Below are 309 nucleotides of genomic sequence, written 5' to 3'. Positions count from 1 at the left end.
ACCAAGCGCGGCCACTTCCGAGTAAGACCGCAGCCCGTCAAGGAAATGCAGCACCTCGACCGTGTTCTCGACGAAATCGGTGCCTTCGCTGGACGTGACCTCGATGCCGCCGTCAACGGCGCGCACGCTGATGTCGCCGGTTGCGACCCCGAACAGGGCGGTGTCATAGCCGTCGCCCCCGATCAGCGTGTCGTCGCCCATGCCGCCGTTCAGCACATCGTTGCCGCCGCGCCCGTCCAGACGGTTGCCCGCGCTGTTGCCGATCAGGCTGTCGCCATCATCGCGCGACCCGCGCACGCTTTCGATATT

The 309-nt window shown here is 66.0% G+C and carries 1 pseudogene; it reads right to left on the bottom strand.

The features are described from left to right. Positions 1-309: pseudogene (locus tag WNE31_RS18480) on the bottom strand (calcium-binding protein); the annotation flags it as partial.

The sequence above is a fragment of the Shimia fortis genome (assembly GCF_040225985.1).
Classification (GTDB): Bacteria; Pseudomonadota; Alphaproteobacteria; order Rhodobacterales; family Rhodobacteraceae; genus Shimia.
The sequence above is the reverse complement of the archived record's forward strand: the minus strand, read 5'-3'. Positions and strand labels throughout refer to the sequence as shown.